The sequence below is a fragment of the Parvibaculum sp. MBR-TMA-1.3b-4.2 genome, from assembly GCF_053628815.1.
The window spans coordinates 3,413,266-3,437,677 of the sequence record NZ_JBRJHC010000001.1 but is presented as its reverse complement, the minus strand read 5'-3'; the positions used below and the strand labels follow the sequence as shown (position 1 = coordinate 3,437,677).

At 61.6% G+C, this 24,412-nt stretch carries 26 protein-coding genes; 9 read left to right on the top strand and 17 right to left on the bottom strand.

Annotated elements, in window-relative coordinates:
- Positions 1-11 precede the first annotated feature (11 nt).
- On the top strand, positions 12-269 hold the full coding sequence (locus tag ACSSVQ_RS16450) for a hypothetical protein (protein WP_293328489.1): 258 nt from the start codon (positions 12-14) through the stop codon (positions 267-269).
- A gap of 38 nt (positions 270-307) precedes the next feature.
- Positions 308-607: a hypothetical protein gene (locus ACSSVQ_RS16445; RefSeq protein WP_454184400.1), complete on the top strand. Its 300-nt coding sequence runs from the start codon at positions 308-310 to the stop codon at positions 605-607.
- Positions 608-731: 124 nt separating this feature from the next.
- On the opposite strand, the gene ACSSVQ_RS16440 is transcribed toward ACSSVQ_RS16445, so the two are convergent.
- From ACSSVQ_RS16440 to ACSSVQ_RS16415, 6 genes are all read right to left on the bottom strand, one after another.
- Positions 732-1,565 (bottom strand): ImuA family protein, encoded by an 834-nt coding sequence (locus ACSSVQ_RS16440; protein WP_454184399.1) that lies wholly within the window; start codon positions 1,563-1,565, stop codon positions 732-734.
- Positions 1,566-1,645: 80 nt separating this feature from the next.
- On the bottom strand, positions 1,646-2,266 hold the full coding sequence (locus tag ACSSVQ_RS16435) for a sulfotransferase family protein (protein ID WP_454184398.1): 621 nt from the start codon (positions 2,264-2,266) through the stop codon (positions 1,646-1,648).
- Positions 2,263-2,880 (bottom strand): class I SAM-dependent methyltransferase, encoded by a 618-nt coding sequence (locus ACSSVQ_RS16430; RefSeq protein WP_454184397.1) that lies wholly within the window; start codon positions 2,878-2,880, stop codon positions 2,263-2,265. The genes ACSSVQ_RS16435 and ACSSVQ_RS16430 overlap by 4 nt, the downstream gene beginning before the upstream one ends.
- Before the next feature lie 48 nt (positions 2,881-2,928).
- Positions 2,929-3,798 carry a hypothetical protein gene (locus ACSSVQ_RS16425; protein WP_454184396.1) on the bottom strand — a complete coding sequence of 290 codons (870 nt, stop codon included), beginning with the start codon at positions 3,796-3,798 and terminating at the stop codon, positions 2,929-2,931.
- 86 nt (positions 3,799-3,884) lie between these two features.
- Positions 3,885-4,208 carry a 2Fe-2S iron-sulfur cluster-binding protein gene (locus tag ACSSVQ_RS16420; protein WP_454184395.1) on the bottom strand — a complete coding sequence of 108 codons (324 nt, stop codon included), beginning with the start codon at positions 4,206-4,208 and terminating at the stop codon, positions 3,885-3,887.
- 46 nt (positions 4,209-4,254) lie between these two features.
- Positions 4,255-5,286, bottom strand: coding sequence for an NAD(P)/FAD-dependent oxidoreductase (locus ACSSVQ_RS16415; RefSeq protein ID WP_454184394.1), 1,032 nt, complete (start codon positions 5,284-5,286; stop codon positions 4,255-4,257).
- A gap of 359 nt (positions 5,287-5,645) precedes the next feature.
- On the opposite strand from ACSSVQ_RS16415, the gene ACSSVQ_RS16410 reads away from it, so the two are divergent.
- Positions 5,646-5,951, top strand: a complete 306-nt coding sequence (locus ACSSVQ_RS16410) for a chorismate mutase (protein ID WP_454184393.1) — start codon at positions 5,646-5,648, stop codon at positions 5,949-5,951.
- A 13-nt stretch (positions 5,952-5,964) separates the two neighbouring features.
- Here ACSSVQ_RS16410 and ACSSVQ_RS16405 read toward each other — a convergent pair whose 3' ends face one another.
- A complete protein-coding gene (locus ACSSVQ_RS16405) occupies positions 5,965-6,285 on the bottom strand; it encodes a 2Fe-2S iron-sulfur cluster-binding protein (protein ID WP_293328480.1) in 321 nt (106 codons plus the stop codon).
- A 121-nt stretch (positions 6,286-6,406) separates the two neighbouring features.
- Here ACSSVQ_RS16405 and ACSSVQ_RS16400 point away from each other — a divergent pair, with 121 nt between their 5' ends.
- On the top strand, positions 6,407-7,951 hold the full coding sequence (locus ACSSVQ_RS16400; protein WP_454184392.1) for an alkaline phosphatase family protein: 1,545 nt from the start codon (positions 6,407-6,409) through the stop codon (positions 7,949-7,951).
- Positions 7,952-7,963: 12 nt separating this feature from the next.
- Here the strand turns inward: ACSSVQ_RS16400 and ACSSVQ_RS16395 are convergent, their stop codons facing one another.
- Positions 7,964-8,338: an Hpt domain-containing protein gene (locus tag ACSSVQ_RS16395; RefSeq protein ID WP_454184391.1), complete on the bottom strand. Its 375-nt coding sequence runs from the start codon at positions 8,336-8,338 to the stop codon at positions 7,964-7,966.
- 186 nt (positions 8,339-8,524) lie between these two features.
- On the opposite strand from ACSSVQ_RS16395, the gene ACSSVQ_RS16390 reads away from it, so the two are divergent.
- Positions 8,525-10,720, top strand: a complete 2,196-nt coding sequence (locus ACSSVQ_RS16390) for a hypothetical protein (RefSeq protein ID WP_454184390.1) — start codon at positions 8,525-8,527, stop codon at positions 10,718-10,720.
- 16 nt (positions 10,721-10,736) lie between these two features.
- Here the strand turns inward: ACSSVQ_RS16390 and ACSSVQ_RS16385 are convergent, their stop codons facing one another.
- The 4 genes from ACSSVQ_RS16385 to ACSSVQ_RS16370 are packed head-to-tail and all read right to left on the bottom strand — an operon-like array spanning position 10,737 to position 14,271.
- Positions 10,737-11,372, bottom strand: a complete 636-nt coding sequence (locus ACSSVQ_RS16385; RefSeq protein ID WP_454184389.1) for an ABC-type transport auxiliary lipoprotein family protein — start codon at positions 11,370-11,372, stop codon at positions 10,737-10,739.
- An 11-nt stretch (positions 11,373-11,383) separates the two neighbouring features.
- Positions 11,384-12,292 (bottom strand): MlaD family protein, encoded by a 909-nt coding sequence (locus ACSSVQ_RS16380; protein WP_454184388.1) that lies wholly within the window; start codon positions 12,290-12,292, stop codon positions 11,384-11,386.
- Between the two features lie 23 nt (positions 12,293-12,315).
- On the bottom strand, positions 12,316-13,092 hold the full coding sequence (locus ACSSVQ_RS16375) for an ABC transporter ATP-binding protein (RefSeq protein WP_293328474.1): 777 nt from the start codon (positions 13,090-13,092) through the stop codon (positions 12,316-12,318).
- Positions 13,093-13,095: 3 nt separating this feature from the next.
- A complete protein-coding gene (locus ACSSVQ_RS16370) occupies positions 13,096-14,271 on the bottom strand; it encodes an MlaE family lipid ABC transporter permease subunit (protein ID WP_454184387.1) in 1,176 nt (391 codons plus the stop codon).
- A 193-nt stretch (positions 14,272-14,464) separates the two neighbouring features.
- Here ACSSVQ_RS16370 and ACSSVQ_RS16365 point away from each other — a divergent pair, with 193 nt between their 5' ends.
- The 4 genes from ACSSVQ_RS16365 (at position 14,465) to ACSSVQ_RS16350 (ending at position 19,453) form a co-directional block, all read left to right on the top strand.
- Positions 14,465-14,893: a c-type cytochrome gene (locus ACSSVQ_RS16365; protein WP_293328472.1), complete on the top strand. Its 429-nt coding sequence runs from the start codon at positions 14,465-14,467 to the stop codon at positions 14,891-14,893.
- 210 nt (positions 14,894-15,103) lie between these two features.
- The gene (locus ACSSVQ_RS16360; protein WP_454184386.1) at positions 15,104-17,341 is read left to right on the top strand and encodes a CHASE2 domain-containing protein; all 2,238 of its coding nucleotides are present in this window, start codon (positions 15,104-15,106) and stop codon (positions 17,339-17,341) included.
- Between the two features lie 151 nt (positions 17,342-17,492).
- Entirely contained in the window at positions 17,493-18,473 is a 981-nt protein-coding gene (gene dgcA, locus ACSSVQ_RS16355) for an N-acetyl-D-Glu racemase DgcA (protein WP_454184385.1), read from the top strand.
- 230 nt (positions 18,474-18,703) lie between these two features.
- Positions 18,704-19,453, top strand: coding sequence for a class I SAM-dependent methyltransferase (locus tag ACSSVQ_RS16350; protein WP_454184384.1), 750 nt, complete (start codon positions 18,704-18,706; stop codon positions 19,451-19,453).
- Positions 19,454-19,510: 57 nt separating this feature from the next.
- Here ACSSVQ_RS16350 and ACSSVQ_RS16345 read toward each other — a convergent pair whose 3' ends face one another.
- The 5 genes from ACSSVQ_RS16345 to ACSSVQ_RS16325 all read right to left on the bottom strand — a co-directional run bounded on the left by ACSSVQ_RS16345 (position 19,511) and on the right by ACSSVQ_RS16325 (position 24,241).
- Positions 19,511-20,524, bottom strand: coding sequence for a zinc-dependent alcohol dehydrogenase family protein (locus tag ACSSVQ_RS16345; RefSeq protein ID WP_454184383.1), 1,014 nt, complete (start codon positions 20,522-20,524; stop codon positions 19,511-19,513).
- Positions 20,525-20,649: 125 nt separating this feature from the next.
- Entirely contained in the window at positions 20,650-21,507 is an 858-nt protein-coding gene (locus tag ACSSVQ_RS16340) for a TauD/TfdA dioxygenase family protein (RefSeq protein ID WP_454184382.1), read from the bottom strand.
- Positions 21,497-22,684 carry an MFS transporter gene (locus tag ACSSVQ_RS16335; protein ID WP_454184381.1) on the bottom strand — a complete coding sequence of 396 codons (1,188 nt, stop codon included), beginning with the start codon at positions 22,682-22,684 and terminating at the stop codon, positions 21,497-21,499. Before ACSSVQ_RS16335 ends, ACSSVQ_RS16340 begins: the two co-directional genes overlap by 11 nt.
- A 73-nt stretch (positions 22,685-22,757) precedes the next feature.
- Complete coding sequence (locus ACSSVQ_RS16330) at positions 22,758-23,204, bottom strand: hypothetical protein (RefSeq protein ID WP_454184380.1); 447 nt, start codon at positions 23,202-23,204, stop codon at positions 22,758-22,760.
- On the bottom strand, positions 23,201-24,241 hold the full coding sequence (locus ACSSVQ_RS16325) for a phosphotransferase family protein (RefSeq protein WP_454184379.1): 1,041 nt from the start codon (positions 24,239-24,241) through the stop codon (positions 23,201-23,203). The genes ACSSVQ_RS16330 and ACSSVQ_RS16325 overlap by 4 nt, the downstream gene beginning before the upstream one ends.
- Positions 24,242-24,412: the final 171 nt, after the last annotated feature.

The following is a 24,412-nucleotide window of genomic DNA, read 5'->3' as shown; positions in this document are numbered from 1 at the left end:
GAGCTTCGACAATGAAAAGCCTGCGCATTCCGCTTGCCGTGACCATGCTCGCCCTGCCCGCTCTGGGGCTTACCGCCTGCGCGAATACGGAGGAACGTCAAGCTCAACAAAGACTGGAAGACCGGCAGAACTGCAAGGACCTCGGCTTCAAGGAAGGCACCGAGGAATTCGGCAATTGCATCCTGAAGATGCGGGAAATCCGGGCCCGCAAGGAAATGAACGACAATCCCAATTTCGGTTTCGGTCTCGGCGTCGGGATTGGCCTGTAAAATACGCTTTTGGTCACGAGTAAGGTGAGGTCGGTTCCATGAAACGCATGATGAAACCTCTTGTTCTGGCTTTCGCCCTTTCGCTTCCGCTTTTCGCCGCCGCTTGCACGACGCCGGGCGAGGAAGCCGCGCAGGCTCAGGCCCGGCTCGCAGCCGACAAGGCGGAATGCGCGCGCCTCGGCTTCAAGGAAGGGACGGACGATTTCAGCAATTGCCTGCTGAAGCTGAGAGAGATCCGCGCCATCAAGGCGGAAACCCGCTCACGCGACCTCGACCGCATGAACCGCCCCTGGTGGCCCTATTACAGCCCCGGCTACCCGCCCTATTATTGGCGGTGAGGCGGTTCCCTTCCTCCTGTGTCGTCATGCCCCGCTTCATGCGGGGCATCCACGTCTTTCTTTCACAATGTCAAAGACGTGGATGGCCCGAACAAGTCGGGCCATGACGAAAAAGCGCGACACCTCACCCTGTCCACCGCAAAGGCAACACTTCACTTTCCACATCTTCCGTAGACGGATCGGTTCCCTTCTCCGCCCCATCTCCCACCTCGAACGCGCACGCCGCCGCCTTCCAGCGCAGCAGCCATGACGCAGGCGAACCGCCTCTCGCTTTCCGAAGGCGGACCTGCCAAACCGGATCGCCGACAAGCCCCGGAAAACCCCTCCCGAAAAAATCCTGATCCGCCTCCACATGGCCCGGCGCCGGCCCGACCGCCCAGCGCGTCGTGGCCGCGCTCGCCCCGCCCTCGCCTTCCTGCCGGTGCCCGGTAAAAAGCAGCACGGGCGTCCCCGTTTCCTCCGCCGCCAGTTGCAGCCGCCGCGTCGCCGTCAGGTCGAACGCCGCCGACCGCCCGTCGATCTCGCCGACCACGCCTGAAAGCACGCCGGCCCTCAGCGCCTCCTCCATCACCCATAAAAGCTCCACGGGCTTCGCGGGCGACGCAAGGACCAGCCGTGCCGGATCGAGCCCGAACCCGGCCAGCCCCGGCGCATAAAGCGGTCCCATATCGAAAGGCGGCGCCGCCATCTGGCACCAGAGAAGCGGCGCATCATGACCCGCCTGCTGGCAGCGCGCCGCCAGCGCCGCGAGAAAGCCGGTCGCCGCGCCCATATCGCGATATTCGCCCGCCGACACCTCATGCAGCGCGCCGCGCTTCAACCCGCCGCCCGGCAAACCGGCATCCAGGGCCTCGTTCCCGAGAGAAATCGCCCCCCTTTGCACAGCCTCATGACGGCCACCCGCCTCGCAGGCGGCAATCCGCGCTTTCAGATCGGCAATAAGGGCAGCCTTGCTCATGACAGGACGTCACCAAATGATGTTCCTGTTTTGTTCTAGATTTGCGACCGGAAAGAGTCAAGCCGCCGCCTTTCCCGGCCTTACTTTCTCCCGGCCATATTCGCCTGGAATTCTTCGCTGCTATTGGTCCGCGGATAAGGCGTCTCCGGCACCGGAACGCCCAGAAACGCGCAAAGCGGTTCCCACCCCATCTTCGCTTCGAAGACGAGCAGCCGGTCGGCCGGGATCGCGCGCTTCACCTCTTCCTCATGCGCCTTGAACACCTCCACCGCATGCGCCTCGGAAATGTCCCCGCCAAAGGTCTTGTCGAGCACGATCTCTCGCGCCATTTCGCTGACCTGCTTCATGGCCGGATCGTCGACCTGCATCTGCATGGCCTGAAAGATCGTCTCCGACGCGCTTTTGAACCAGCTATGCGGGTCGCGCGTGGAAAGCACCACCTTGGCCTGCGGAAAGGCCTCCGACAGCTCCCGCCAGAAAGAACAGCCGGGGAAATCCACCATCGCCCGATAGCCCTTGAAGACCGTCTCCCAGTCCACCGTCTCGCCGCGCGCGGCGGCGAGAAACAGCGGTGCCTGATCGGGGTTCTGGAACACTTCCGTCATGTGGTGGCATTTGACGAAGCCCAGTTCCTCCAGCGCCATTTTCAGCGACAGCGTTCCCGTCCGCCCGAACCCGGCCCCGATGACATCGAGGCTCATGCCTTCGCCGCGCCCCAATAGTTGAACCCGGCGATCTTCGGCGTGGACGGCAGATACATCGTCTCCATCTCGTCGATGGTAAACCCGCCCTGCCGGATCAGCTCCGTCATGTTGCGGTTGATATGGCAGCCGCCGAAGAGGACCTTCCACATCGGATTGATCCGGTTCTGCCATTTCAGCGTCGCCTCGTCCGGCGCCGCGCCATGCTCGCAGAAGATGAGCTTGCCGCCCGGCTTCAGCACGCGCCGCATGCCTTCCAGCGCCTTCACCGGATCGGGAATGGTGCACAGGCTGTAGGTGACGAGCACCGTATCGACGCTTTTCGCCTCCAGCGGAATCTCCTCGCCCGGCAGGCCCACGAATTCCACATCGAAAGGCAGCGCCTCCGCTCGCTCGCCCGCCAACACCCAGGATTCCTCCGACGGATCGAGCCCGATCAGCCGCGTCACCTTGTTCGTGTCGTAATATGGCAGGTTAAGCCCGGTGCCGATGCCGATTTCGAGGACCACGCCCTCAGCGGCGGGCACCACCTTGCGGCGCTGATAGTCGATCGGCTTGGTGCCGCAGGCCTTGTTGATGACATGCGGCAGAATCCGTCGCTCGTAAAAACCCATGAAATTGTACCTCCCCTTTATCGGGGGGATTATGACGAGCCTGCCCGCCTAGCGCCACTCGGAAACGCCGAACCGCAAAAGCTTGTCGCCATCCACCGGCCCGATGGTCCGCCCCCGCCCCTTGAGCCCGATCACGGCGGCGCGCAAAAGCCGCGCCTCGCGCAGCGCCGATGCCCGCCGCGCACCGCCCGACAAGGCCTCCTGGATCGCATCCGGTTCCATCGCGCCGGTCTGGAAGACCGTCTTCCGCCCTTCCCAGGACATGGCGGCGATACGGTCGCGAAGCGGTTCCTGCCTTATGGAAACGCCACCGGCATAAACCGCGTCGGAAAGCAGAACCGCCATATAGGCGGCTTCGGCGGCCGAGCGTCCGGCCACGCCCACCATGTCGGCAAGTCCCTCGGTCGGAAATTCCGCCCTGATGCCCGCCATCGCCGCGCCGCCCGTAACGCCCGGTCCCAGCGCGGTCAGGAATTCGCAGAGCACCGGCGGCATATGCGGGATGAAGGGCATCTCCATCCCCCGCGCCATCTTCACCGCCATGGCGTCGCCGAGCGACACGAGCAGAAATTCGCATCCGTCGCCGCCGGCCTCTTCCATGGCCTCCAGCACATGATCGCAGACCGCGCCCGGCAGCGCCGCCACCACGGGCGGCAACCGGCCGGGCTCCAGCCGCGCCGCATCGGCCACGCGATGCACATGCTCCGTCACACGGCGCGCCGCGGCGCTGCGCGGCAGCACATCCGGCAAGCCGCTGGAAAGCAGTTCCGCATCCGAAAGAAGCGCCCCCGACGTTTCCCGCGCGGCATCCATCGCAGCCGCAAGCGCGGCATGGGCCCCCTCGCCCGCCGCCGCGAAACGCAACAACCCGGGCCAGATTTCGAAACTGTTCTCGATAAGCGCAATGGTGTCGTTCATGCCCGGCATCATAAAGCCTGAGACGACAAACGAAACGGGCCCTCTTAAAGAGGGCCCGTTAAATTCGCTTCATCGGCGATGAAATATCAGGCCGCTTCCTTCACCGAAATCGGCGCCAGGCGGACGCGAAGACCGTCCAGCTCTTCCGACATCAGGATCTGGCAGGACAGCCGCGACCACTCGCCACCGTAATTCTCGTCCAGCATGTCGAGTTCGTCCTCGCGCGGCTCATGCAGTTTCGCCGCCCAGTTCGGATCGACTTCCACCTGACAGGTCCCGCAGGCGCAGGCCCCGCCGCATTCGGCAACGATGGGATAGCCGTGATCGCGGATGACCTCCATCACCCGCCAGCCTTCCAGCGCCTCCAGCTTGTGCTCGGCGCCATGGCCGTCAACCAGAACGATATGCATCACGCGAACTCCTACTCTCACCCGGCAACGAAAAGCCCGGCGACAATCAGGCCACGCCGAGCTTCTTCTGAAGGCTCGTCGACGAGGTCGTGTATTGGAACGTCACTTTGGCTTCCGGATCGATATAGCGCTTGGCCGCCTGCGCCATCAGCGCGGCTTCGTGGAAGCCCGACAGGATGAGCTTCAGCTTGCCCGGATAGGTGTTGATGTCGCCGATGGCGTAAATGCCTTCGGCATCGGTGGCGAATTTCTCGGTATCGACCGGGATCAGGTTCTCGTTGAGATTGATGCCCCAGTTCGCAATCGGGCCAAGCTTCATCGTCAGGCCGAAGAACGGCAGCAGCGTGTCGCATTCGACCTGGAAGATCTCGCCGTCATTGCCCTTCACGCTCACGCCGGTGAGCTGGCCGTTGTCGCCATGCAGTTCGGTGATCTGGCCGAGATGGAACTTCATCTTCTGCTCTTCCACCAGCGCATGCATCTTGTTCACGCTGTCCGGCGCGGCGCGGAAGCCGTCGCGGCGATGGATGAGCTGCATGGAATTGGCGATCGGCTCCAGATTGATCGTCCAGTCCAGCGCGCTGTCGCCGCCGCCGGAGATCAGGATGTTCTTGCCGCGGAAATCTTCCATCCGCTTCACCGAATAGAAGACCGACTTGCCTTCATAGGCCTCGATGCCCGGGATCGGCGGCTTCTTGGGCTGGAAGCTGCCGCCGCCCGCCGCGATCACCACCGCCTTGGCGTTGAAGGTCAGCCCGCCATCCGTCTTGAGATGGAAGCTCCCGTCTTCGTTCTTGCGAAGCTCCTCGACCATCTCATTGTAGTGATATTCCGGATTGAACGGCGCGGCCTGCTCCATCAGCCGTTCGGTCAGCTCCTGACCGCTCACCACCGGCAGGCCGGGAATGTCGTAGATCGGCTTTTCGGGATAAAGCTCCGCGCACTGCCCGCCCGGCTTGTCCAGAATATCCACCAGGTGGCATTTCAGGTCGAGCAGACCCAGTTCGAAGACGGCGAAGAGCCCCACCGGTCCAGCCCCGATGATGACGACATCCGTGGTGATCGTTTCTTGAGTCATCCTTGATACCTGTATCCGTCGCGCGGAGTTGCGCGTAAAAAACAACGCGCAAACCATGTGATTAATTTTATTTCACAAGTTCGGCTGCATATATAGGTGCGGCGCAGCCAAGAGCCAAGAGAAAAATACCCCCGAATTGGCGTCAGGAAGAGGCGACCCATGAGCGCAGGGGGCGCATGCGCGCAATCTTGCCCCGCCTTACGCTCAATCTCGCTCCAACCTTGCCCGAACCATGCTCATTCAAGCGCATTTCAGCCCGTGACAAACGCGCCGTTCTGCCTATGTTGTGCGCGCAGCGTGACGCGCTGCAGCACATATGCGGTCCGTTTCAGTTCTAGAGAAAATGCCCGGAGCCCCCCATGGTGAAATGCAACACGATGCAGGAAGTCCGCCGCGAGATCGACCGGCTCGACCGGGAACTCGTGAAATTACTGGCGGAAAGGCAGGGCTATATCGAGCAGGCCGGTCACATCAAGGGTGAGCGCAGCGCCGTGCGCGACGATGCCCGGATCGAGGATGTGGTGGCGAAAGTCGTAGCCGAGGCCGAACGCGCCGGCCTCTCCCCCGCCATCGCCGAGCCGCTCTGGCGGCTGCTGATCGAAAAGTCGATCGAGCACGAATACACGGTCTTCGACGCCAAGGCGCAGAAGACCGGAACCGATTGAATTTAAAGGAAAATCAGAACTGCTTTTCCGGCGTGGTCACGCGCAGGCCATCCAGCTCGTCCGAAACCTTGATCTGGCAGGAAAGACGGCTATTCGGCTTCACGTCGAACGCAAAGTCGAGCATGTCCTCTTCCATGGACTCCGCCGGACCGACCTTGTCCATCCAGGCTTCATCCACATAGACATGGCACGTCGCGCAGGCGCAGGCGCCGCCGCAATCGGCATCGATGCCCGGAATGGAATTCTTGATCGCACCTTCCATCACCGTCATGCCGTTCTCGACGTCGATGACGTGTTCGGTGCCGCTATGCTCGATATAAGTAATCTTCGCCATCTTGCTTTATTCTTTTGTCCGTGATGTCGGAAAATCGGGCTCGCAGGGAGTTATCATGATGACTTGCCGCCCGTCCAGCCGCTTTTGGGCAAGCCCGGTATCTAAGTAAGGGGATTTGGGGATGACCGCCGACGCGACAAGGGAAAAGCCGCTCAATATCCTTTTTATCACGGCCGACCAGTGGCGGCGGGACTGCCTGTCCGCGCTGGGCCACCCGATGGTGAAAACACCGCATCTGGACGCTCTGGCGGCGGACGGCGTGCTTTTCGCCAATCATTTCGCCAATGCCGCGCCTTGCGGGCCGTCCCGGGCCACGCTCCATACCGGCATGTACCTCCAGAACCACCGCTCCGGCACCAATGGCACCCCGCTCGATGCCCGCCACACCAACTGGGCGCTGGAAGCCGGCCGCATCGGCTACGATCCGGTGCTTTTCGGCTATACCGACACCGCAAACGACCCGCGGGAACTTCAGGATGACAGCCCCTGGCTCCGAACCTATGAAGGTCCCCTGCCCGGCATCCGCCCCGTTTGCATGATGGGCACCTGGCCTACACCCTGGACCGATTGGCTGTCCGCCAACGGCTACGAGGTGCCGGACGACATCCGCCATGCCTATGGCGTCCGCGCGCCCGGCCCCGAATATGAGGACGGCGCACCGCATCCCCGCCCGCTCGTCTACGGGCCCGAGATAGACGACACGGCCTTCCTCACCAACCGGCTGATGGACTACCTGAAGGAGGCAGACGGCCCCTTCATCGCCCATCTCTCCCTGCTGCGCCCGCATCCGCCTTTCGTGGCGCCGGAACCCTATTCCTCCATGTACGACCCCGCAGAGGTGCCGGGCTTCGTCCGCGCCGGAACGCGCGAGGAAGAAGGCGGCCAACACCCCTGGCTTGCCCATCAGCTTTCCCGCAAGCTCTACACCTGTCCGGACGATGAAAAGAAGCTCCGCCGCATGAAGGCAGTCTATTACGGCCTGATGAGCGAAGTGGATGATGCGCTGGGCCGTGTCTTCGCCTCGCTGAAGGAACTCGGCCTCTGGGACAATACGCTCATCGTCTTCACCTCCGATCACGGCGAGCAGATGGGCGATCACTGGCTGCTGGGCAAAGGCGGCTATTTCGACGCCTCCTACCGCATTCCGCTCATCATCCGCGATCCCCGCCCCGCTGCCGATGCGGAACGCGGCAAGGTCGTTCGGACCTTCACTGAAAACGTGGACATCATGCCCACCATGCTGGACCTGATCGGCGCGGAAACACCCGTCCAATGTGACGGCGCCTCGCTCCGCCCCTTCCTCGAAGGCGCAGAAGTACCGGCATCATGGCGCAAGCAAGCGCATTGGGAATTCGACTTCCGCGACCCCGCCGACGACACGGCGGAGAAGAAGCTCGGCCTGACGCTGCATCAATGCACGATGAACATCATCCGCGATGACCGGTTCAAATACGTCCACTTCACGCATTTGCCGCCGCTCTTTTTCGATTTGGAGAAAGATCCGCACGAGATGGTGAACCGGGCAAACGACCCGGCCTATCTGCCGCTTGTACTCGACTATGCGCAGAAACTGCTCTCATGGCGCATGAACCATGACGAGCAAACGCTCACGCATATTGCCCTCACGGACGACGGCCCCGTTGCACGGCCCGCCGCGAGATACTGAGGCCGGGCTTCCCTACGCTTCGCGGAAGCCGTCGATAAAGGCGTTTACGGCCGCGACCGCCACCCTGATCTCTTCCAGCGCATCGGCCCGCTCGGACACGGCCGCGCCGCGCTCTGCGAATTCCGCCAGATCGGCCAGCTGCCACGCACCGAGGGCCTTTGCGCTGCCCTTCAGGCTATGTGCCGCCGACACCCAGTCTTCATCATTGGCCGCCTCGGCGAGACGGCTCAGATAGACGTCGGCCTGCGCCCGAAAAAGGCCCATGAGCTCATTTTCCAGATCGCGATTACCGAGCGTGTATTTGGAAAGATGCACCAGATCGATCGGGCGGGCATTCGCGGCGGCGGGCATATAAACGGTATCCTCGGCCAGTTTCATCGGTTTCATGCCTTGGCTCCTCAGCCGGTACCCCACAGTTACAAAGAAAAAGGCTACCGATTCGGCATGGCTGAATCGTTAAAATTGTCGCGGTTACCCGCAATCGGGTCGCGAGTGTTGCTTCAAGTTGACGCCTTGGCGGCCATCCGACACCCTATCGGGCAAACAGCGCCCTCATAGCCCCGGCAAAACCAGATGAAAAACAGCGACTTGGCGAGCAATGCGTCTCCTTCGGCCGAAGAAACGCCACCCGCGAAGGCAGCGGGCGTCCGCGCGGCCAATGAGGACAGCCCATCAGGCGGCGCCCTCTACCGCATGATTTCGCGCCGGCCCAATCCGCGCATCCTGACGCTGGCCGTACTGGCGAGCATTTTCGTTCTTGGCGTGGAGGGGGCTTATCTCTGGGGATTTTACGGACCCGAAGTCCTGCGCGCCCAGGCGCCCGAACAGCTGGCGGTGCTGGGCGCCGCCCTCCTCTTCCCGCTTCTGCTGATCTGGATGCTGACCTACACGGTCTGGCGCGGGCAGGAGATGAGGCTGATGTCGGAGGCGCTGGCCCGGACCGCCATCCGCCTCTCCGATCCGGAAGATACCGCAACCGGCGAAATCGCCTCCATCGCGCAGGCGGTCCACCGCGAACTCGACGATCTGAAATCAGGCCTCGACGAAGCGGTACAACGCGCCACGAGCCTCAAGGATGTCGTGACCGGCGAAGTTGCCGAGATCGAGCGGGGAACCGGCCGAGCTGAATTCCGCACGCGCACCATGGAAGAACTGCTGAAACGCCACCGGCAAAACCTGGAAGAGCTTTCCCATACACTGGGATCTCAGAGCGATACGATTTCCCGCGCAATTCGCAATGAAGTCGACGCGGTGCGCACGGTGGCACAGGAGGCGGAAACAGGCATTGCAGAAGCCACCACGCGCCTCTCCTCACAAACGGAAGCCCTGTCGCGCACCGGCGAAGCGGCCCGTGTCGGGGCCGACGCCACCGCCGCCATGCTGGACCGCCAGTCATCCCGCCTCGAAGTCGTCTCGAGCAATGCGCTCAGCCGCGCCGAGGAACTATCGCAGCGCTACGAAACCCAGCGCGACCTCATCGCGGAAGCCGCCCAACGGCTGGAAAAGGAGCATGTTCGCCTCCAGTCGATCTTCGAGTTGCACCGCGACACCATGCAGGCCGCCGACACGGCGCTTGCCGGCCATACCGATCAGATCAGCAAGGCTGTTGGACAGCTTTCCCAAGGTATCGACGACAATTTCGCCCGCGCCCACGACAAGGCGACGGCGCTACGCGAAAGCGTATCGGCCGAACTGGCCCGCGCCGCGGAGGAAGCGGAAACGACCTCGGCCGCCGTCAGCCGCTCGGCAGGCGCGGCGACACGCGCAATTGGCGCCACGGTGCAGGAACTGAAAGATGCCGGCAGTGCGCTCGACAACGAAGTGAACAAAAGCGCAGCCGACGCCATATCGAACACCACCGACCGCCTGAAAGCGGCAACCGCTGAAATGCGCGAGGAGGTGGGCCGTGTGACGGCAGCCATCCATGCCGATCTCGACAAGCGCGGCAACGAATTCCACTCCCTCATCGAACGCACCGTCGCGCAGGGAGAAGACACCACCACGCGCCTCTCCGGCGTCATGGAACAACTCGGCAATACCGCCCGCACGGCCAGCGGCGACCTGCAGCTTGCCAGCGATGAACTCTCCCGGCGTATCGACGACCTGCCGGACGAAGCAATGGAAAGCGCCGACGCGCTGCGCAAGGTGCTGGAAGATCAGGTCTCGGCGCTGGCCAGCATTGCAGAGATCGTGGTGCGCCATGCCCGCGTGATCGATCGCTCCAGCCCCGCCCCGGAACAGCCCTCGCGCCGAACGCACGAGCCGCTTCACGACCTGCCTCGGCAGAGCTCCACACGCACCGACGAAAAAGGCGAGCGTCCCTGGGCGATGTCGGAACTGCTGGCCGCCGCCGGCGAGCAGCAGACCGAGCAAGCCATGCCCGATCCCGGGATGAACGAGGATGCGTTCCAGCGGGCGTCCGTGAATGTCTTCGAAACGCTGCAATCGCTGGCGATCGATCTCGACCGAGCGCTGGAGCAAAGCCCGCCGCCGGATCTGTGGAGGCGCTACCAGGCGGGCGAGCGGAATGTCTTCACCCGCCGTCTCTACAATCTGTCGGGCCGGGAACTGTTTGACCAGATTGCCGCAAAGTACAAGAGCGACGGCGAATTCCGTACCTATGTCGATCGCTACGTCTCGACCTTCGAGGAACTGCTTGGCGCGGCCTCTGCGCGCGACCGCAGCAATATTCTGGTCGAAACCTACCTCACATCCGATACCGGCAAGGTCTATCTGATGCTGGCCCAGACCAGCGGTAAACTAAGCTGAACCGCAGATAGCGGGCTCAACCGACCGGTTTTGCCGCTTTCAGCGTCGCGGCCGTCCAACCGGAAAGCTTCGACAGGACATTGCCCAGCGCCGCGTTATAGGCGCCCACCACATTGTCCATGCGGCCATCGGGCGACGTAACCGTTTCGGAGAAGAGTTTCGTCCCGACGATACGGCCCGTGTCCTTCTCGATCAGCCGCGCCAGCAGCTCGACTTCGACCCGCTTTTCACTTCCCGCTGCAGGCATCGCCGCGAAGCGCCGGATGTCGCCGGTCAATGCATAATCAGCCTGCGCCGGAGATCCCTCGCCCAGCACAGCGGCGAAGCCCCCGCTCCGTTCGAGCGTTTCGATCATCAGCTGCCGGATCATGGCCGGGGTCTGGTCCGCCCAACGCGCGCCCGCATAATATTTGATTTCATTTTCCGAAGGCTGATAGACGATCCGGCTGGTTTCGAGTGCCGCGCTGGTTGTGAATTCCTGAACGGAAAGCTGCACCGGCATGGTCGGCGCCTTCGATTGAAGGGCTGGCGGCGTCAGCATGAAGAAGCGCGGCGCCGGCTCGCTGGCGACGTCGACCAATGCGCACCCGCCAAGCGAAGCAAGAGACGCGGCCACGACCGCGCCGCGAAGGATTTTCGATACCCGGCTCATCCTGACCTCTCTCATTTCGCTTCCACTTCCGGTACGCGATTACCGATGAAGTAACGCGCCGGATCGTCTTGCGCACGATTGGCAATGCCGTTGAGCGACGTGACGAGCGAACGCGTTTCGGCAACGAGCTGCGGCAATTGTTGCAAACCGTCGCTGACCGCCGGACCGCTCGTTTTTATCATCCGGTCGAGCTGGTCCCCGACCTTGCGGTAGGATTCCACCGCTTTGCGCGCTTCGACAACAAGCTCTTTCCCGTCGCCGGCTATCAGCTTATCGGCATTGCGGCTGATATTGTTCAGATGAACCGACGCCTCCGACAATTCCTTTATGGCCTTCTCCATATCGGAACTGCCATCGGACATCACCTTGCTCATCTTCTCCAGATTTTGCAGCGTATCTCTTATCGACTTGCGGTTTTCGTCGACAATATGGCCGACCGACGATACCAGCTTGTCGATCTTTTGCAGCGTCTTCGGCGCGGCGGTCGCTATTTCCTGCAGGGTACTCTGTTCGGCTTTGATGACCGGATAATACTGGTCGCCCTTCGCCTCCAGCGGCGGCGATTTGGGACTGCCGCCCGAAAGCTGAATGAAGGCAACGCCTGTAATACCGGCAAGCTCCAGCTGAGCGACGGAATCCTCCTTGACGGGCGTGCGCCCATCGACGCGGATAAGCGCGACAACCTTATTGGGATTGTTCTTCATCAAATGAAGGTCCCGCACCGTCCCTACAGGCAGGCCGTTATACTGCACCGCACCGCCCACGCTCAGTCCGGAAACCGATCCGTCGAAAACGATCTCATACTCGTCATATTGCTGGTTCACCTGCACATGGCTCAGCCACATGACGAACAGGAAAACGCCGAAGACGGTAATGAGCGTGAAAGTGCCGATCAGCACATTATTGCTTTTGATCTCCATGGAGTCCGCTCCTTCGGCTGAGTTCAGCCCTTCTTGATGGCCGCCCGTGCGCGAGGTCCGTGAAAATACTCGTGAATCCACGGATGGTCGCTTGTCAGCATATCGTCCACCGTCCCCACGAGAATAACTTGCCGCTCCGCCAGAACCGCAATTCTGTCACAGATCGCGTAAAGCGAGTCGAGATCGTGCGTGACCATGAAAACGGTCAGGCCAAGCGTTTGTTTCAGATCGCCGATCAATTCGTCAAAAGCCGCCGCGCCGATGGGATCGAGGCCTGCCGTCGGCTCGTCCAGAAAGAGGATTTCCGGATCCAGCGCCAGCGCCCGGGCAAGCCCCGCCCTCTTGCGCATCCCGCCCGACAGCTCCGAGGGGTAGAGAGAAAACGCATTGGCGGGCAGTCCCGACATCTGGATCTTGGCGGCGGCCAGTTCGTCCATCAGATCGGGTTCCATGTGAAGATGCTCGCGATAGGGCACCTGCACATTCTGCGCAACGGTGAGCGCGGAAAACAGCGCACCATCCTGAAAGAGCACGCCCCAGCGCCGCTCATAGGTCCGCCGCTCCGCCTCCGGGAGTTCCTGCAGATTTTCGCCAAAGACGCGAATCCGTCCCTGATCCGGTTTCTTGAGCCCGAGGATTGTTCGCAGCAGGACGGATTTCCCCGTTCCCGAGCCGCCGACAATACCGATGACCTCGCCGCGCCTCACCTGAAGGTCGAGATTTTCATGGATGACGTTATCGCCGAACCTCGTGCCGAGACCTTCCACTTCGATGATGTTGTCCGAGGAGTCGGCGCTCATGCCCTATACCCCCACCGCTGTGAAGAACATGGCGAATATCGCATCGACGATGATGACGAGGAAAATCGCCCGAACCACCGAATGCGTGGTCTGCTGGCCAACGGATTCCGCACTTCCGGTAACGAGCAGCCCCGCCCTGCACCCGACCATTGCAATCATCGCCGCCATGAAGGGCGCTTTGATGATACCGACGGCGAATGTCCAGAAATCCGCCGCATCCCGAACCCTGTCGATATAAAGGCCGGGCGACATGCCGAGCATGAAAAAGGACACGACCCCGCCGCCGAGAAGCCCCATCAAATCGGCCACGAAGGCGAGCATGGGCAGCGTGACGATCAAAGCCAGCACGCGCGGCAGGATAAGCATGTCCATCGGGTCGAGACCGAGCGTGCGCATGGCGTCTATTTCCTCGCGCATCTTCATCGATCCGATTTCCGCGGTGAACGCACTGCCCGATCGGCCCGCCACGATGATGGCCGTCAGCAGCAGACCGACTTCCCGAAGAAAGACGATTGTCACCATATTGACGGTGAAGTAATCCGCGCCGAATTTCGAAAGCTGCGTGGCCCCCTGCTGCGCAAGCACGGCGCCGATCAGGAAAGTCAGCAGACAGACGAGCGGCAGCGCGTCGAACCCCGCCCTCTCCATGTGATGAACGAACGGCACCCAGCGCAGACGCGCAGGCCGCCTGAACACCCGTCCGACGGCGGCGATAACCTCGCCGAGAAACTCGATAATCCCCACCGCCTCCCGGCTGACGGCGATAACGGCATCGCCCATATTACCGGCCACATGGGCGTAGAGACCGACCTCGTGCTCTTCAACCGGCGCGGGCGGTCCATCCTGCCCCAGCTTGTCGAGTAGAAGCGACTGGGCTTCATTCAGGTTCTGGAACTCGACCCGGGCCCCGGCCTCTTCCAGAGCATAGGCGCAGCGCGACAGAATCACCGCGGCGGAGGTATCGAAGCGGGTCACCTCGCCAAGATCGAAAACCGCCCGCGTCACCTGCCCGCTCTTGGCATCGAAGCCACGCAATTGCCGGTCGACGCCGGAAATCGCAGCCACCACCCACTCGCCGGACGCCCGCAAGACCAGCGTATCCCCCTCCTCTTCAAGGGAAATACCGGCCGCTCCCTCGGAATCGGGCGGATTTTTCTGGTGGTTGCGGAAAATACCCAATGGTGACTCGGATGTAATATTTAGCGATGGCGCCACTTTGACGGCCAGCACGACGACGCGCAAGGGCCGGGCGCGCCAGTTTGACGCATGCAATCGACAGGGTTCAGGTTTAGGTTCCAGACGGACCGCCTATCGGCGGACGAAAAGGAATTATCCGGGTCTCTGCCTGGCATGCTTGAGGAAGGGAAAGATCATGCGTTTTGAGAAATGGCTAAAAGGCACGGCGGCACTTGTTCTGGCGGCGAGCTTCGCAGCCCCCGCCTTCGCAGCGGATGGCGGCTTCACCAAGGGCGACGCCAAACACGGCGAAAAAGTCTTCAAGCTTTGCAAGGCATGTCATACAGCCAATGAAGGCGGTCCCAATCGCGTCGGGCCGAACCTGTACGGCATCTTCAAGCGCGGGATTGCCACTCATGAAGGCTACAAATATTCCGATGGAATGAAGAAATTCGCTGGGGAACACAAGGAATGGACCCCGGATGTGATGTTCGTCTATCTGAAAAACCCGCGGAAGGATGTCCCCGGAACCTTCATGTCCTTCCCCGGCCTGAAGAAGGAAAAGGACCGCGACGACCTGATCACCTATCTGATCCAGGACACAGGCGGCCTTCCCGAGGAATGAGCCTCTCCGCCATATAGCGGCAACCATTTGCCGATATGAAAGGGTCCCGCTTCGGGGCCCTTTTCTTTTCCCGTCGAATGGAACGGAAGATGCAAATTGATTGCAGAGTGGCGAGCCCATGTCCCGGATCGGGACAGAAAGCTCGCAATATCGGTCAATTTAGGGCATTTGAAGTGGACCGGGGTCCGCTTCCGGGGCTGGCAAGAGAGTATGAATCCGACACCCACGTTCCGACGACTGTCTGCGCTGCTGCCGGGGCTGGTCCTGGTGCTCGCTCTTCTCGTGTCGATTTATGACGCGGGAGGTGCCGGCACCTATTTGCGGAATCTGGTTTTCGACGGCTATCAGCAAATTCTGCCCCGCACGCCCTCGACCGGCGGCCCGCACGCCGTCTATGTGGATATCGACGCCGAAACCTCCAGCCGCTTCGGCGCATGGCCCTGGCCGCAAAAGCGCTTGGCCAACCTGCTCGTCGCCCTGAAAAAACAGGGCGCGCGCACCATCCTGCTAGACATGCCGATTTCCGAGCCCGATCCGACATCGGCAAGCGAATTGCGCAGCCTCTGGGGATACCTTCCCGAAGGGCTCGCCGGACGGCTACCCCAAGGCGTCACCCAGCTCAAAAATGCCGCGAAGGACGCCAAACTCGTCGCCAGTTTCACACCCGGCCTGCCTTCCCTTCATCCGCCGCGCAAGCCTCGCCTTGCCGCGCCGCTCGACATGACGGGCGGCGACCCACGCCACTTCGTGCCCCGGTTCGACGAATGGCGGCCGAGCCTGCCGCAAATCGAGGCGATCGCCGATGGCATGGGCGCCACAATCCCGGCGCAGGAGACCGGAAGGACAGTCCATTCCATTCCGGCGCTGACCGAAATCGAAGGCACACTCTACCCGTCCAACGCGCTGGAAGCGCTCCGCGTCTCGCACGGGGGGACGGGCTATCGCAGCATCGTCTCCGAACCGGCAAACGGCCTCTCCTTCGATCTCGAACCCGGCGTCTCCCATGTGGAAATCGCCGGCACCGACCTTGATGTCGCCACACTCAAGGATGGCAGCCTCCGCCTCTATTTCGCAGAAGCGGGCTCGCAGCTTTCCGTTCCGGCCTGGAAGGTGCTCACCGGCGCGTCCGACATCCCCTCGTTTGACAACCGGATCGCCGTAGTCGGCGTCTCCGTTAACGGCAAGCGCATGCTCTACGGCACGCCCATCGGCATTCCCATGGCGAGCGGCGAGATCATGGCGAATGCGATCGATCAGATCGCCGACGGCGCCTTCCTGACCCGTCCGGGCTGGGCCGCCACGGCCGAACAGGCCTTCATCTTCCTAGCCGGTGTGCTGGTGATCGTCGCGGCGACGCAACTCCGCTTCCGCTGGAGCCTGGCCTTCACGCTGATCCTGATCGGAGGCGCCGCCTATGGTTCCTGGTATGCCTTCGACATGCACCGCTGGCTTATCGACCCGGCCCTGGCAAGCGTCACCCTGCTGACCGTCTGGCTGACGGGCGGCCTGATGACGCGGCTCCATACCGAAGACCAGATCCGTTTCCTCGAAACCCAGTTCGGCAACCGCCTGTCGGAAGCGGGACTGGCAAAGGTCAAGGCACATCCCAAGCTCATCCAGTCCGAAGGCCAGCTTCGCGACGTGACATCGGTCGTGGTAGGCCTGCGCGGCTTCAACGTAATTTCGGACCGATATCTGGAAGATCCGGAAGCATATGCCGACATTCTGAACCGCTTCTTCTCACCGATGACCAAGATCGTGCTGGAACGCAACGGCATGGTGGACCGCAATGTGGGCGACACGCTTTATGCGATCTGGAATGCGCCGCTCGATGCGCCGAACCACGCCTCCAAAGGCTGCGACGCGGCGCTGCGCATGGTCGAAAACCTGGAAGCGCTCAATGAATTCCTCGAAGAAGATGCGCGCCGTCAGCATCTGAGCCACGTCCCGCTCAGCCTTTCCATCGGCATCGATACCGGCCCGGCCATTACCGGCAATCTGGGGGCCATCCAGCGCTTCGACTATGGCGTGATGGGCGAACCGGTCGGCTTTGCCGCCTATCTGCAGAAGAACGCCCGCCATTTCGGCCCTGCCATCATTGTCGGCGAAGGTTCGCAAAAGGCAGTGGGTGACCGCTATGCATTGCTGGAAATCGACCTCGTCTCGACCCCGCGCCACCCGGAAGGCCGCCGCGTGTTTGCGCTGCTGGGCGATCCGATCATGCGCGCCAACCCGAAATTCCGCGCGCTGCAGGAAGCCCATGCCCTGATCTTCGCCGCCTATCGCAACCAGCGCTGGAACGAAGCGAAGGCGGCTATCGCGGAATGCCGAAAGCTCAACGGCGCCATTCCCACGCTTTACGATTTCTACGAAAGCCGCATCGCCTACTACCAGGAAAACCCGCCGGGCGATAACTGGAACGGCGCCTGGTTCGCGGGCCGCATCTGACACGAATATTCTGACCGCATCGGGCGGGGACTGTTTTCAGCCACATTCCGCATATATCCAATGTGCCAATTCAGGTCTTGGTGTTATGCAACTTTAACGCGATTATCTCAGCCCGATTCCCCTTTTACGTCAGATCACACACAATTATCCGATGCGAACCGTCTATATCGAAGCCGAGTCCTGGCCGCTACGAGAGGCCTTCGTCATCTCGCGAGGCGCCAAGACAGAAGCTCGGACCATTGCCGTAACGATTGAGGAAGGTGGTTTCGCCGGCCACGGAGAATGCGTCCCCTATTTGCGCTACGGCGAAAGCGAGAAGGAAGTGGTCGCCGCGATCCGCGCTCAGGAGCCTGCCCTGCGGGACGGACTAAGCCGGGAAGACCTCCAGCGCAACATGCCGCGCGGCGCCGCGCGCAACGCCATCGACTGCGCGTTGTGGGATTTGCAGGCCAAGAAAACCGGCCAGCGCGCCTGGAAACTTGCAGGGCTGCCGCAGCCCCTGCCCCGGCGCACTGCCTACACGATCAGCCTCGACGAACCTGAGGCCATGCGCGAGGCAGCCAGACGAGCCTCGGACCGCCCTTTGCTGAAAATCAAGATGGGCGGCGGCAACGATATCGACCGCCTGCGCGCCGTGCGCGAGGGAGCGCCCAGCCCGGCCCTTATCGTCGATGCCAATGAAGCCTGGACACCCGACGAGGTACGCCCGCTTGCGAGCGAACTGGCAAAGCTCGGCGTCAGCCTGATCGAGCAGCCGCTTCCGGCCAAGGACGACGAGGCGCTTCGCGGGATCGAATCCCCCATTCCCCTTTGCGCCGATGAATCCGCGCACGGCATCGAAGGCATGCGCCGTCTGGTCGGCCTTTACGACTATGTGAATGTGAAGCTGGACAAAACCGGCGGCCTGACCGAAGCGCTCGCCGTGCTGCGTTGCGCGGAAAGACGCGGACTGCGTGTCATGGTCGGATGCATGGTCGCAACGTCGCTCGCCATGGCGCCGGCGATGCTGCTGGCCCAACGCGCCGAGTTCGTCGATCTCGACGGCCCGCTGCTTCTCGCACGCGATCGCAGTCCGGCGCTTCGTTATGACGGCAGCGAAATCCACCCGCCCGAGTCGGAACTCTGGGGCTAACCCCGCCGCCTGTCCGACAAGCCGACAAACCACAACCGGAAATGGCGCGGTCCCCTTCCCGACATGCGCTTCGATTTTCGTACCTTCTCCAAAACAACTCCCAAGACGGATTATTCATATTTGATGTTCCAACGTCACATCCTCGCAGAGAGGCCTCATTCGGACTTTGAGCATTGCGGCGCCTAAACGCCTCGTGCATCATCATCCGAAATAATGGCTGAGGCCGAAACATGCTCGACAGTCAGGCAAAATTCGAAAAGGAAAAGGCTCGCACCACAGGTGCGGTAAGCCATTTCCTTGCACCTCTTATCCCGAATGGCGCATCCGTTCTATCAGTGGGCTGTGGAATGGGCAGCGACGTGCTCGCGCTCCGAGATCTGGGCATCGACGCTCGGGGTCTCGAACCGTCGGCGAGACTGGACTTCGACCTGCTTCCCGAACAAGAACGCGCTTTCTTCCGCGCGGGTACCGCTCAAGACAATCCGTGGAACGACAAGAAGTTCGACTTTATCTATTCATTCGATGTCATCGAACATGTCGGCTGTGGAGCCCACGGCACCACGGTGACGCCCGAGACAAGGTCTGCCCGGGTGGACTTCCTTTCTACTTGTCTTCGGGACCTCAAACCGGGCAGCACGCTTCTGCTCACCACATCGAACCGCCTGTGTCCGATCGATCCGGGGCACCGGCATCGCTACCATTTCGTCGACAGGATTTTGAAAAGACGACCAGGCATAACGATCCCTTGGAGCAGCAAGAACTTCCTCGTCTCTGTGGACGATGTTCGGAAACTTGCCGAGGAAACAGGATATGACTGCGAGGTATCTTGCGTCCCCTGCGCCAACTACCCCAGCATTTCGCGTAAACGCGATCTGTTGTCGCGAACGGTCACGGCAATCCTGAAGATTCTCGATCTTCCTCCATTCATCGGATCACCGCTTGCGCCGATTCTCATTGTCAAAGTAGTCAGGAAAGCCTGATGGAAAAACGGCGAGCATCATATGCCCGCCGTTTCGTTCAGTCTGGTATTTCAGCTCTTACACGTGATTGAGCACGATCTTGCCGAAATGCGATGCGCTCTCCATGGTGCGGAACGCTTCCTGCGCATCCTCCAGCCCGAAGCGCTTGTCGATCACGGGATGGATGTCATTGGCGACAATGGCCCGCGACATATCCTCGAACATCGTTCGGCTGCCCACCGTGATACCGCTGATCTTCAAATTCTGCGAGAAGATCGCCGCGACATTAAGGTCCTTCATCATACCCGACAGAAGACCGATTACCGCGATGTGCCCGCCAAGGCGCGCCGCCATGATGGACTGCTGATAGGTCTCCGCGCCGCCAACTTCCACAATGTGATCGACACCGCGTCCGCCGGTGAGCTTGCGCGTCTCCGTCGCCCAGTCCGGGGTCTTGGCGTAGTTGATGAACATGTCGGCGCCAAGCTCGCGCGTGCGTTCCAGCTTTGCGTCCGATGAAGAGGTAACGATGACCTGCGCGCCCGCCGCCTTGGCGAATTGCAGCGCAAAGATCGACACGCCACCCGTACCCTGCACCAATACCGTGTCGCCCGGCTTCACCCGGCCTTCGACCATCAAGGCGCGCCACGCCGTCAGCCCCGCGCAAGGCAGACAGGCCACTTCCTCGTCGGACAGATTATCGGGCGCCTTCGACACGCCCTCCGCCGACAAGCGCATATAATCCTGGGCGCAACCGTCGATAGGCCCGCCCAGAGATGTCCCCAGAGCCTCCAGGGTCGGCGCGCCGGAAATCCATCCCTGAAAGAAGCTCGGCGCGACCCGATCGCCCACCTTCACGCGCGTGACGCCCTCACCCGCTTCCACGACTTCACCGCACCCATCGGACAAGGGCACAAGCGGGAGCTGTCCCCGAACGCCATGGAGAGCCGCGACGGTCGCAAGGTCGCGATAGTTGAGTGATGCGGCCTTCATCCGGATGACGATCTCGCCCGGTCCCGCTTTCGGGGTTTCGCGCTCGGCAAGTTTCAGATTATCGATGCCGAAATCGCCCTGAATTTCCATCGCGCGCATGGATATTTCCTCCCTGAATTCTGATGTCGATGCGCGCTAGGCTGCCCGTCAGACACGCCCTGTCAATCCCGTGCTGCACACGCTGCGGGAAGGCCAGTTTGCCGCGACGTCAGAAACCGGAGTTTTCAGAAAGGCTGTTTGCCTTTGATCTGCGCCCGGTGCATCACGCGCCGCTGTGAGCCGTCAAAAGCATCGCGCCGATGGATCGCACAGCGATTGTCCCAGATCAGAAGATCGCCGACCGCCCATTGATGCGTCCATGCAAATTCGGGCTTGGCGCAATGGGCCCAGAGCCGATCGAGCAGCGCCTCGCTTTCGGCAACCGGCAAGTCTTCGATATAGCCGTTGAGACGCCGCCCCAGATAAAGCGACTTGCCGCCCGTTGCCGGATGAGTCCGGATGACGGGGTGTTTCGCTCCCGGCGCTTTCGTGACGTCGATCACTTCATCTGCTCCCGCCCGCAGCTCGCCCACGCTGGTCGTGCTCGAGTCATGATTGCAGACCCGCCCCTCTATGGCCGCGCGCAAATCGTCCGGCAGCTCTTCAAGCGCCTTGTACATATTGGCAAAGCTCGTATCGCCGCCGCTGTCGGGAATTTCGAGCGAATAGAGGCAGCTCGCCATGGGCGGCTCATCGACATAGGACATGTCTGTATGCCACTCCGCCTCCTTGTCGCCCAACGCACCGATAGGTTTTCCGTCCTCGACGACATTGGAAATGATCCAGATCTCCGGCCGTGATTTGGTTTGCGAACCTGCCATGTCCGTCGCGCTGGCAGGCGCGATGTCGAGATCGCCGAAGCGGCGTGAAAACCCGATCAGGTCGTCGTCCGAAATTTTCTGTCTACGGAACAGCAACACGATGTGATCGTACCAGGCCTGAAGAACGGCCTCGAAATCATCATCGCTCAACGGGCGGGACAGATCGAGCCCGCGTACTTCCGCGCCCAGCGCCGCGCCTGTGGGAATGATTTCAACCGGCATCTTCTTCCTCCTCGTCCGAAACGACCGGGCCACCCTGCCAACGGGTTTGAAGCAGGATTGCCCCGGCGAAAGCGGCCAACGCCGTCACAGCCGGCAGCAGATAGGCCTCCGACAGGAAACGGTCGTAAAGCGGCCCCGCGGCCAGCGTCATCGCACCCATCATAATCCCGGCGGAAATGGAGGCGTAAAGACTTTGCGCTGTCGAGGCAAGCGACGGCGGAGAGGATTGGGCGACGAAATGAAGCGCACCCAGATGCGCCGCGCCGAAGCTCAACCCGTGCAGCGCCTGGCAAAATATCACAAGCCAGAATGGTGGATTGAAGGCGAGCAATGTCCAGCGGATGACCGCCGCGCCTGCCGCCAGCATCAAAAGACGCGGCGCCCCGACCACACGCAAAACACGTCCAGATTGCGTGAAAAGCAGGATCTCGGCGACAACGCCGATCCCCCAGAGAATACCGATCAGCCCGTCGCTATAGCCCAGCCGCTGCCAGTTGATAGACCCGAATGCGTAATAGACCGCATGGCTGGACTGGATGAGCCCGCCCGTCGCCAGACCAAGCATGAAGACAGGGTGCCGCGCGATCTGGAGCGTTGCGATAAGCTGCCCGCCCTTTCGTTTGCGCTTTTTCGGCTGCGGTACCTCGCGCGCCAGAAGGAAGGTTCCTGCCAGGGTCGTGAGAAGACCGGCCAGCATGCAGAAGACGATGATGGATGCCGAGAACCAGCCAACCAGCCAGCCCGTACCGGTACTCGCCACGATGAAGGTAATCGAACACCAGATGCGCACGCGTCCGTAGTCGATACGCCCTTCCCGCGTCGCCTTCATGGCGATGGTTTCGATCAGCGGCGTGATGGACGGCCAGCAGGACATGAGTACGATGCTGACGGCCAGGATCGCCCAGAACCCGTTGACCAGCAAAAGCAGCGAGCCCGCCGCCACCGAACTCCATGCGAGCGCCACCACGACACGGCGGCGGTCGTCCAACCGGTCGGCGGTATAGGCGAACACCGGCCCGGCTGCGATACGCAGCAGCATATTTCCCGCGATGATGATGGAGATTTCCGACGACCCCAGCCCCACCGATTTCAGCCAGACGGGGAAAAACGGAAGCTGCACGCCGGAGAACAGGCAGAGCGAGCCGTAAAAGATCGAAAGGCGGATAGAAAGCGGCATGATTGGCCTGCGGCGACAGCGATGCGATCACTCATATCGCACCCGGCTGCCGCCGCGAAGGGCCTTGTCGAGATCACATTGTCGGATAGGGAAGCTTCCGCCTCTCCGCCGAGTCCGACAAATGCTTCCAGATCCGGCGTTCCATATGGGCCGCCCAGTCCCCACTCTGCCCTTCCAGATAGGTCTGAAGGTCGATCAGCACGGTTTTGAGCGCATCGTTCACGCTATCGAGGGCGCTGATACGCAGCGACGTGTCGCGTATATCGGACGCGTCGCTTAGTCGGCGGCGAAGTCCGGCATCCTCGATCTGGGACGCAGCCTCGGCAAAGATGGAGCGCATCTCTGAATTATCCTCGGTGCGGACTTCCGCCGCGCGGTCATATTCCTCGGCCGACATGAAGAGCATCAGCCCCATCACGCTGACATCGCCTACCGAATATTCCGCCCCCAGATGAGGCGCAACCTCCATCAGGAGGGTCGCAAAACAGCCCTGCAGGACATTATCGACGACAGGTTTCATTTGCGTGCCTCCTCCCTCAACTCGGCCATACGGGCCACCAGCAGCCTGTTATGGACATCGGTGCAGTACCAGCTCGAAAAGGCGAGGACCGGATCGCGGTTGGACCCGCTCTGATATTCCTTGCCTGCAGAAATCCAGATGGCGAGGCCCTTCACCGCAGCGAACACCTCCCACCATTTGAAGGCCTCACGGTCGAGCGTCACGCCGCTGGCTTCCTGCCAGATGCGTAAGGCTTCCTCACGGTCGATGAGCCCCGCGGGCCGCTCGCGATTGCCGAAGGCCCAAAGCGGATCGGCCGCCCAGGCGAGATCCTCCAGCGGATCGCCCAGATGGCACATTTCCCAGTCTAGGATCGCCGTGATCTCGCCCGCGCCGTTGAACATGAAATTGCCGGTGCGGTAGTCGCCATGCACGACGGCAAGCTTCTTTGGCGGCGGCGGCGGGTTTTGTCGCAGCCAGCGAATGGCCGCTCGCGCGATGGGCTGCGGCGTCAGCTCGTCCTCGTCGATCACCTGTTCCCATTTGTCGAGTTCGCGCTTCCAGCATTCCTCCGGCTTCACCGGTTCCATGGACGCCGAAAAGCCGATGGCATCGGGATCGGCACCGGAAATCTGCCCCAGATAACGCCAGAACTGATCGCCCAGCTTGTCCTTCAGTTCTCCGAACGGATCGGGAGAGAAAGGCGAGGCCGCCTGACTATCCATGATCTGTTCCATCACGAAGAACGGGCGGTCGAGCCATTTGGTTTCCGTTTCCAGGAAAAGCGGCTCGGGCACCGGCAGGCCGGTTGGGTGGAACGCCTTGTAGGCATTGTATTCGAGGTCGCGCTCCGTCTCGATGAGGCTCGCTTCCGGATCGCGGCGCAGGATGAGCGCTCGCTCTTTCTTCGTGCTGCCCTCGTCCCAGGCGGCGTGAAAGCGATAGGTCTCACGGCTGGCCCCGCCATGAATACGCGACACGCCGCTCACTTCGACATTAGAGGCGACCTGCATCTTGGCTTCGAGATACGCGGCGATACGCGAGGAAAGCTCATCCATGACGGCCTCCCCTTCTCACGCCGGCCACGCCGAAACGCGCACGACTTCCGTCTGCTCCGATGCGCATGGACACATCATCCTCCCATTCTTGTTTTTCGGTCGCGGCCTGTGACCGGACCCTTGTTTGGATCCGACAATGCCGCCTGCACGGGAGACGGTCAACGTGACGCA